The sequence below is a fragment of the Streptomyces sp. WAC06614 genome, assembly GCF_003949795.1.
In the GTDB taxonomy this organism is placed as follows: domain Bacteria; phylum Actinomycetota; class Actinomycetes; order Streptomycetales; family Streptomycetaceae; genus Streptomyces.
In genome coordinates, this window is the sequence record NZ_RPRY01000306.1 from 1 (window position 1) to 8,021 (window position 8,021).

General features: G+C 76.2%; 7 protein-coding genes. All 7 read right to left on the reverse strand.

Translation table 11 applies throughout. The annotated features are described in order from the left end of the window. Nucleotides 1–1,211 (reverse strand): AAA family ATPase (locus EF918_RS28740; RefSeq protein ID WP_148141274.1); only part of this gene is annotated, 1,211 nt, incomplete at its 3' end. 273 nt (nt 1,212–1,484) lie between these two features. Next, the gene (locus tag EF918_RS28745) at nt 1,485–2,717 is read right to left on the reverse strand and encodes a histidine kinase (RefSeq protein WP_125651851.1); all 1,233 of its coding nucleotides are present in this window, start codon (nt 2,715–2,717) and stop codon (nt 1,485–1,487) included. Continuing rightward, nucleotides 2,714–4,453 (reverse strand): cation acetate symporter, encoded by a 1,740-nt coding sequence (locus tag EF918_RS28750; RefSeq protein ID WP_125651852.1) that lies wholly within the window; start codon nt 4,451–4,453, stop codon nt 2,714–2,716. Before EF918_RS28750 ends, EF918_RS28745 begins: the two co-directional genes overlap by 4 nt. A gap of 92 nt (nt 4,454–4,545) precedes the next feature. Then, on the reverse strand, nt 4,546–4,818 hold the full coding sequence (locus tag EF918_RS28755) for a hypothetical protein (RefSeq protein WP_125651853.1): 273 nt from the start codon (nt 4,816–4,818) through the stop codon (nt 4,546–4,548). Nucleotides 4,819–5,107: 289 nt separating this feature from the next. Next, the gene (locus tag EF918_RS28760) at nt 5,108–5,920 is read right to left on the reverse strand and encodes a LytTR family DNA-binding domain-containing protein (RefSeq protein ID WP_125651854.1); all 813 of its coding nucleotides are present in this window, start codon (nt 5,918–5,920) and stop codon (nt 5,108–5,110) included. A gap of 77 nt (nt 5,921–5,997) precedes the next feature. Further along, nucleotides 5,998–6,966: an SCO0930 family lipoprotein gene (locus EF918_RS28765; RefSeq protein WP_125651855.1), complete on the reverse strand. Its 969-nt coding sequence runs from the start codon at nt 6,964–6,966 to the stop codon at nt 5,998–6,000. Nucleotides 6,967–7,082: 116 nt separating this feature from the next. Beyond that, nucleotides 7,083–8,021 (reverse strand): GDSL-type esterase/lipase family protein (locus EF918_RS28770; RefSeq protein ID WP_125651856.1); only part of this gene is annotated, 939 nt, incomplete at its 5' end.

Here is an 8,021-nt window from a genome sequence, read left to right on the forward strand (position 1 = left end):
ACCCCGACCAGCTCGACCCCGCCACCGCCCGGCCCGGACCGCCGGTCGTGGCCGCCCGGGGCCCCGACGGCCGCGGGGTCGTCCGCGCAGCCGGGGAGCGGGGCCGGGGCGGCCCCGGCCGGGGAGTGGTCGGCCCGGTGGAGGAGCTCGGCCACCCGGTCGGCGGCCTCGCCCGCTTCGGACAGGGCGTGGGCGGCGTCCCGCAGCAGGGCGGTGCGCAGGGCGCCCGGGACGTCCGCGGCCAGGGCCAGGCGCAGCGCCGGATGGCGGAAGCGGAAGGCGCGGCCGGTGTCGTGCAGCAGGCCGGCCGCCAGCGGTTCGGCCAGGTCCGTCTGGAGCTCCCGCGGCGGCCGGGCCCGTACGAGACCCAGCTCGCGCACGGTGAACTCCTCGCCCAGCAGCGCCGCATGACGCAGCGCCCCGTACGCCGGGCCCGCCAGGAAACCGAGCGCCGACCGGGCCAGGGCGGCCGGGGGAGCGGGCAACTCGGCCGGTCGCAGGGTGAGTTCGGCCGTTCCACCGCCCACCTCCAGCAGTCCCCGCGCCGACCAGTGCAGGGCCAGCTCCCGCAGCCAGCGCGGATTGCCCCCGGCCAGTGCGGCGGCCTCGCGCAGCCGCGGCCCGGGCGCGGCGCCCAGCAGCTCGCGCAGCGCCGCCACCGCCTCGTCCTCGTCCAGCGGGTCCAGCCGCAGCGTCCGGGCGCCCCGCTCGGCCAGGCCCCGGCAGAGCCGGTCCACCTCGGGCCGCCGGACGTCGGCCCGCCGCGCCGCCACCAGCAGCAGCGGCAGCCCGGCGGCGGTCCCGGCCCCGGCCAGCCGCCGCCACAGCAGCAGGCTCGCCGGATCGGCGGCGTGCACATCGTCCAGGGCCACCACCACCGGCCCCTCGGCGCACCACCGCCGTACCTCGGCGACCATCAGGTCCAGCGCCGCCAGCACCCCGGCCGCGCCGCCCGCCCCGCCGGGGCGCCCGGCGGCCCCGAGCAGCAGCGCCGTCACGCTCTCGCGCACGCTCCCGCCGTCCGGGTGCAGACAGTCCAGCGCGGCCCGCAGCGGCAATGACGTGCCCAGGCCGTCCGCCGAGCCGGAGCGGACCCGTAGGCCCAGCCCCTCGGCCTGCGCCACCAGCGCCGCGAGCACCGCCGACCGGCCCGTGCCCGGCTCGCCCTCCACCAGGACGCAGGCGCCGCGGCCCGCCGCGACCCCCTGCACCAGGTCCCTCAACTCGCCCGGAAGTTGTGCCCGCCCGACCCGCACGTCGGCGACCCCCTCAGTCAGGTGCCCTCCCGGGCAGTGGCGATGCCGGAGCCTGCGCCGCTCCTGCCGGTGCCGGTCCGGCGCGTGATCCGGTTCTGTCCGGAACACGCCCGGGCGAGCAGCACGGTTCAACCGGCTGAACCGTGCGGCTCGCCGGGAGCACCGGAAACGCCGGAAGGGCCGGGAGCACCGGAAACGCCGCAGCCACCGCCCCGGTGCGGCCGGCGCTCAGGGCCCGGCCGGCGGGAACGAGGAGTGCACGCCCGCCCGGTACTTGGGGATCCGCGCGGTGATCTTCATGCCGGCGCCGATCCCCGTCTCGATGACCAGCCCGTACGCGTCCCCGTACACCTGCCGCATCCGCTCGTCCACGTTCGGCAGTCCGATCCCCGACGACCCGCGCACCCGCTCCCCGGCCAGGATCCGGCGCAGCAGCGCCGGGTCCATGCCGACCCCGTTGTCCTCGATCGTGATCAGCGCCTCGGCGCCCGCGTCCTGCGCGGCGATGGTGATCCGGCACTCCCGGGTGGAGTCCTCCAGGCCGTGCTTGACCGCGTTCTCCACCAGCGGCTGCAGGCACAGGAAGGGCAGCGCCACCGGCAGCACCTCGGGCGCCACCTGGAGCGTCACCGTCAACCGGTCCCCGAACCGGGCCCCGGCCAGCGCCAAGTACTGCTCGATGGACCGCAGTTCCTCGGCCAACGTGGTGAAGTCCCCGTGCCGGCGGAAGGAGTAGCGGGTGAAGTCGGCGAACTCCAGCAGCAGGTCCCTGGCCCGCTCGGGGTCGGTGCGGACGAACGAGGCGATCGCAGCGAGGGAGTTGAAGATGAAGTGCGGGGAGATCTGCGCGCGCAGCGCCTTGATCTCGGCCTCCATCAGCCGGGTCCGCGACCGGTCCAGCTCGGCCAGCTCCAGCTGCACCGACACCCAGCGGGCGACCTCGGTCGCCGCCCGCACCAGCACCGCCGACTCCCGCGAGCCGTACGCCACCAGCGCCCCGAGCATCCCGTCCTCCCCGGTCAGCGGGGCGAACACGGCCCACTTCAACGGGCAGTCCGGCCGCTGGCACTCCGTGCGCACGCTCGCGCTGCGGCCCGACCGCAGCACCTCGGCCACCCGCGCCATCGCCCGCCGTTCGTGGTGGTCGGCGCCCGGGCCGTCCCAGGCCAGCACCGCCTCCCGGTCGGTCAGGCACAGCGCCTCCGTGCCCAGCAGCGAGCGCAGCCGCTTGGCCGCCTTGCGGGCGGCGTCCTCGGTGAGCCCGGCCCGCAGCGGGGGAGCGGCCAGTGAGGCGGTGTGCAGGGTGTGGAAGGTCGCCCGCTCCACCGCGGTGCCCAGGTCCAGGTCGAGCCCGGCCCGCCCGGGCCGTCCCGCCGCCCTGCGGCCCAGCGCGTACCCGGCCACCAGGGCCAGCGCCGCCACCCCCGCGACGAGGAGCGCCAGGGCGCCGCCGCCGGTCACCGCCGTGCCCCGGGCGGGGTGTGGGCCGCCACGTCCTCGGGCAGGTGCAGCCGGGCCAGGGTGGTCGCCGTACCGGGCGGTATCCGCGACCGGGTCGCCAGGGACACCGTCACCATCGTCAGGAAGCCCAGCGGCACCGACCAGACCGCCGGCCAGGCCAGCAGCGTGTGCACCCAGCCCGCCGGGGCCAGTCCCGTACGGGTGGCCAGCACCGCGCTCAGGGCGGCGCCGCCCCCGGTCAGCAGGCCCGCGACGGCGCCGGGCGGGGTCAGCCCGCGCCACCATATGCCCAGGACCAGCAGCGGGCAGAACGACGAGGCCGACACCGCGAAGGCCAGCCCCACCGCGTCCGCGACCGGCACGTCGGTGGCCGCCAGGCTCCCGGCCAGCGGCACCGCCATCGCCACCAGCGCCGCGATCCGGAACGTGCTCACCTTGCGGGCCCGGCTGGGCAGCACGTCCTGGTGCAGGACGCCCGCCACCGCCATGGTCAGCCCCGAGGCCGTCGACAGGAACGCGGCGAACGCCCCGCCCGCGAGCAGTGCCCCCAGCAGATCGCCCAGCGTCCCGCCGAGCATCCGCTCGGGCAGCACCAGTACGGCGGCGTCCGCGTCCCCGGTCAGCGACAGCTCCGGCGCGTAGATCCGGCCCAGCGCCCCGTAGACCGGCGGCAGCAGGTAGAACGAGCCGACCAGGCCCAGCACCACCAGGGTGGTGCGGCGCGCCGCCCGCCCGTTGGGGCTGGTGTAGAAGCGCACGGCCACGTGCGGCAGCCCCATCGTGCCCAGGAAGGTGGCCAGGATCAGCCCGTAGGTGGCGTACAGCCGGTAGCCGTCCTGGTCCCCGGACAGCGGCTGGGACCAGGAGGAGACGCCCATGCCGGCCGCCGGCCGGGTCTGCGGGACGGAGCTGCCGGGCAGGAACTCCAGCCGGGTCGCCGCCCGCACCGCGTGCCGTCCGGTGGCCAGGGTCACCACCCGGTCCTCGTACGCCCGCCCGTCGACCGTGCCGGTCACCGTGAGGGTCAACGGCGCCTCCAGCGACATCCGCACGTCCTCGGCGACCGTCACCACCGTGTGGGTGCGGAAGGCGGCCGGGGCGTCCAGGGTGGCGCGCGGGGCACCGTCCCCGGCCCAGGCCGCCAGCAGGAAGAAGGCCGGCACCAGCAGGGCGGTCAGCTTCAGCCAGTACTGGAAGGCCTGGACGAAGGTGATGCTGCGCATCCCGCCGGCCGCGACGGCGGCCGTCACCACGCAGGCCACCACCAGCCCGCCCACCCAGTGCGGCGCCCCGGTGAGGATCTCCAGGGTCAGCCCGGCGCCCTGGAGCTGCGGCAGCAGGTACAGCCAGCCCACCCCGAGCACGAACAGCACCGCGATCCGGCGCACCGCCCGGGACTGCAGCCGGTCCTCGGCGAAGTCCGGCAGGGTGTACGCGCCCGAGCGGCGCAGCGGGGCCGCCACCAGGACCAGCAGCACCAGGTACCCGGCGGTGTAGCCCACGGGGTACCAGAGCATCGCCGGTCCCTGGAGCAGCACCAGCCCCGCGATGCCGAGGAAGGAGGCGGCGGAGAGGTACTCGCCGCTGATGGCCGCCGCGTTCAGGCGCGGCCCGACCGTGCGCGAGGCGACGTAGAAGTCGGAGGTGGTCCGCGAGATCCGCAGGCCGAGCGCGCCGACCAGGACCGTGACCAGGACGACGACGGTGACCGCGGTCAGCGCGTACGTCTGGTTCACCGGGCAGGTCCTTCGGCAGGCGGCGGGGTGACCGGAGTGTACGCAGACGCGGGCGGAGTGCGACAGGTGGGTTCCGGCAAGCCTGCGGGGCGTCAGAGCACCGGGTCCCGGTGCTCCCCGCAGTCCCGGACGGCGATCTCCAGCTCCACGTAGGCCTGTTCGGCGCGGTGGAAGGCGGCCATCACGGCGGCCTCCGCGCGCGGCGGCAGGTGCTCGGAGGCACGGCCGGCCTCGTAGAGCACGTCGGCCCAGCGGGCGGCGGCGCTGCGCAGGCGCGCCAGCATCGCCTCGGCCTCGTCCCGTCCCGCCGGGCGGGTCCGAGGCAGGGCGGTCAGTTCCTCGACCAGCGCCTGGATGTCGGACATGTCACTCCCTTTCGCCCGGCGGGTCCACGATACGTGCGGGCCGGTTCCCCGGGGCCCGTCCGGCCGGTCGCTGCGGCCGACGGCCGGGACGGTCGCCGGGCGCACGCACCCGCGCGACGAACGGCATCCCCCGTGCGCCGAGCGGCCCCGCTGCCGCGCCGGACGGCCCACCGCACCGCGCACCCGGCCCGCCCGTACGACGGCGGACGGCGGCGAACGGCCGGAAAGACCCGCCGGACCGGCCCGCAGGCCCGCTCCCGCCGGACCGGCCGGGGCCCGGAGCGTCGGGTCAGCCCGTCGCCTGGCGCATCAGCAGGTCGCGCAGGGCCCGGGCATGACGGCGGCTCACCTGGAGCTCGGCCGTGCCGACGCGGACGCTGGTGGTGCCCGCGTCGAGCCGGAGCTCGTCGATCCGCCCCAGGGCGACCAGATGGCGGCGGTGGATCCGGACGAACCCGCGGGAGGCCCAGCGTTCCTCCAGCGTGGACAGCGGGATCCGGACGAGGTGGCTGCCCTCGTCCGTGTGGAGCCGGGCGTAGTCGCCCTGGGCCTCGACGTAGGCGATGTCGGCGATGGCGACGAACCGGGTGACCCCGCCCAGCTCGACCGCGATCTGCTCGGTCGTCCGGTCCGCGATGGTCACCTCCGGGCGGGGCCGGCGCGGTGCCGGGACCGCGGCCGGCGCCGCCGGCTCCTCGGCCGGGGCGGACTGCCCGAGGTGTTCGCAGGCCCGGCGCACCGCCTCGGCCAGCCGCTCGGGGCGGACCGGCTTGAGGACGTAGTCCACCGCCTTGAGGTCGAAGGCCTGGACCGCGAAGCCCTCGTGCGCGGTGACGAACACGATCAGCGGCGGCCGCGCGAACCCGGCCAGCAGCCGGGCGATGTCCAGCCCGGTCAGCCCTGCCATGTGGATGTCGAGGAACACCACGTCGATCCCGTCCGGGCCGTCCGGCCCGGACTCCAGCGCCCGGGTCACCCGGCGCAGCGCCTGCGTGGCGTCCGAGGCACCCTCGGCGCTCTCCACCCGGGGGTCGGAGCGCAGCAGGTAGAGCAGCTCCTCCAGGAGCGGCTTCTCGTCGTCGACGGCCAGGACGCGCAGCATGGGCCCAAGCTACACAAGGGGTAGGGGAAAGCGCGGCCTCCCCGGGGGAGGGGGGAGGCCGCGCTTTCCGAAAGCCGTCACTGCAGGGTGATCAGCTTTCCGTCGGGCGCGACGGCGTACCACGTACCGCCGACGCCCTGGCCGTTGGTGTCGCCGGGCTTCTTGTCACCGGTGAAGGTGTAGACCGGCCAGCAGTCGATGGTCTGCTGCTTCTTGCCGTCGGGGCGGTCCAGGACGAGGTAGTTCCGCTCCGTGATGCCCTTGGTGTTCGCCTTGTCCACGGGCTCCACCACCGGCCACTTGGCCAGGCAGTCGCCGGTGCACTTGGAGACCATCGGCCACGCCGTGTCCGGCTTGAACCGGTACACCGTCATGCCGTTCTTGTCGACGACGTGGTCGCCGAGCTTGGGGTCCTTGGCCACCGACAGTCCGGGCAGCGCGGCGGGAGCGGCGCCGCCGGCACCGCCGTACCCGTCGCCGGAACCGTACCCGCCGTTGCCGTTGCCGTTCTGCGCGCCCTCGCCCGTCTTGGCCGCCTTCTTGCCGTCCGGGGCCAGGGCGAACCAGGTGCCGCCGACGCCCTGCCCCTTGGTCTCGCCGGGGGCGGTGTCCTTGGCGAAGCGGTACGCCGGCCAGCCGGCCACGGTGAGCTGCTTGGTGCCGTCCTTGCGGACCACCTCGCCCAGCAGCGAGGCGTCCGTGCCGGCGGCGGCCTTGGCGTCGGCGGCCGGCACCGGCGGCCAGGCCTTGGCGCAGTCCCCGTCGCAGTTGGACGTCGGCGGCTTCGCCGTGTCCTTGTCGAAGCGGTACAGCGTGAAGCCGGCCGCGTCGGTGAGCACCGGCCCGAGGGTGGCGTCCTGGCGCACCGCGAGCTGGCCGCCGGCCTTCACCTCGGCGCCGGCCGGCGCCTGGGCAGGTGCGGCGGCGCCGGTTCCGGCGCCCTTCGCCGCGTCACCGGCCTTGTCCTCGTCCCCGCCGCACGCGGTCGCCGTCAGGGCGACGACGATCGCGACGGCAGCGAGGGACGTTCCGCGCAGTGCACCCATGATGATCTCTCCCACATTCCGATCCGTGTCACCCGCCGCCGAGAGGCGGGCAATGTGCCGATGACACGGGGTCCCGGACGGGATCTGTTCAACGGATCCGGTGTGGGGTGGTTCACTCACCCGCCGGTGAACCCGGCCCGCCGCAGGGCCGTGGCCACAGACAGGCCGAGGCGCGCGTGCCCGGCGTCGTTGGGGTGCAGCCCGTCCGCGAGGTGCTCGGGGCCCAGGACGTCCCGGCCCGGCAGCAGGGCCAGCCGGTCGTCACCGGCCGCGATCCGGTCCCCGACGGCCCGCTCCATGGCGTCGCGCAGCGCGCCGAGGGTGGCGCCGAGCCGGTTCGGGGTGCGTTCGGCGTCGGGCCGCAGCACGGGGGAGACCAGCAGCAGCGGGGTGCGCGGGTGGCCCTGGCGGACCAGTTCGAGGAAGGCGCGGGTGGTCTCGTAGAGGAGGGGCGCCGAGTGCGGCACCCGGGTCCAGCAGTTGGTGCCGAAGGCGAGGGTGAGGGCGTCGGCGGGCAGGCTCGCGAGCTGCTCGGCGACGGCGAGTTCGCCGCGCGCGGCGCCCGCGTAGCCGAGGTTGACCGTGTCCCAGCCGAGGGTGCGCCCGGCGACGGCGGGCCAGCCGTGGGCGGGCCGGGTGGACCACCAGCCCTCGGTGATGGAGTCGCCGTGCACCACCCAGCGCGGCGCGGCGGGCGCCGGGGCCAGCGGGCCGCCGACCCCGCGCAGGCCGAGGACCAGCGGGGACTGGGCCTCGGGCGGGTGCACGGTGTACGGGCCCTGGCCGGGCGGCAGACCGATCCGTACGACGGCCTCGGCGGCCGGCTCGGTGAACACCTCGGCCAGCAGTCCGGCGCGGTTCCACAGCGCGAAGCCGTGCGCGAGGTCGCGCAGTGCGTCGGTGGGGCCGGGCACGGTGGCCCGGTAGCGGATCTCCACCGCGGTGACCTCCGGCGCGGCGGTGAACTCCAGCCGCACCCCGATCGGCAGCGTGGCCCGCTCCCCGGTGTCCCAGGGCAGCCGCTCGGTGTCCCCCGGATCGGCACGGACCACCCG

Coding starts and splice junctions, on each gene's coding strand:
- EF918_RS28755 (WP_125651853.1), bottom strand. CDS start 4,818: ATGTCCGACATCCAGGCGCTGGTCGAGGAACTGACCGCCCTGCCTCGG.
- EF918_RS28760 (WP_125651854.1), bottom strand. CDS start 5,920: ATGCTGCGCGTCCTGGCCGTCGACGACGAGAAGCCGCTCCTGGAGGAG.
- EF918_RS28765 (WP_125651855.1), bottom strand. CDS start 6,966: ATGGGTGCACTGCGCGGAACGTCCCTCGCTGCCGTCGCGATCGTCGTC.